The sequence below is a fragment of the Sphingobacterium sp. UBA7253 genome (assembly GCF_002472745.1).
GTDB lineage: Bacteria > Bacteroidota > Bacteroidia > Sphingobacteriales > Sphingobacteriaceae > Sphingobacterium > Sphingobacterium siyangense.
The window spans coordinates 27727-28316 of sequence record NZ_DKSP01000147.1; the positions used below are offsets into that span (position 1 = coordinate 27727).

General features: G+C 40.2%; 1 pseudogene. It reads right to left on the minus strand.

The features are described from left to right. Nucleotides 1–545: pseudogene (locus B2X72_RS15300) on the minus strand (galactose-1-epimerase); the annotation flags it as partial. Nucleotides 546–590: the final 45 nt, after the last annotated feature.

Consider the following 590-nt stretch of genomic DNA (forward strand, 5'->3'; position numbering starts at 1 on the left):
TGATTGGTCAAGTTGACGTGCGTATCGGCATCCGATTGCGCATGATATTTGATAATGATCTCGTTATTTCTGGTCAGGGTATAAGAAACCATAACTTTTAAGTTTCCTGGGAAGCCCTCTTCACCATCTGGGGAAACATAATAAAATTCGACGTGCGATTGATAAGTTACCCTTCTGTCCCAAACCTTATCATGAAAGCCCGAAATACCACCATGAAGACAATTATTGCCATTGTTTTGCGGAAGCGTATAGAGTTTTCCGTCGATTTCAAATTTACCCGCAGCAATGCGATTGGCGAAACGCCCTGCTGTGCATCCATGGTATTTCTCATCAGAATCTAGGTAGGCCTGAATTGAATCGAAGCCCAGTGCTACATCCACTAAATTTCCCTTGTTATCAGGTACCAAAATACTGACAATACGTGCACCGTAATCCGTTAAGAGTACCTGCATCCCTCCTTCGTTTTTTAATAAGAGCAAATGCGTGTTTTTGCCTTCGATTGTACCTTCAAAATGTTTTGGAATAAGTGTTTGATATTTCGTCATGATGGATCCCTATTGGTATTTAGGTTAAATTTACATTTAATTTTC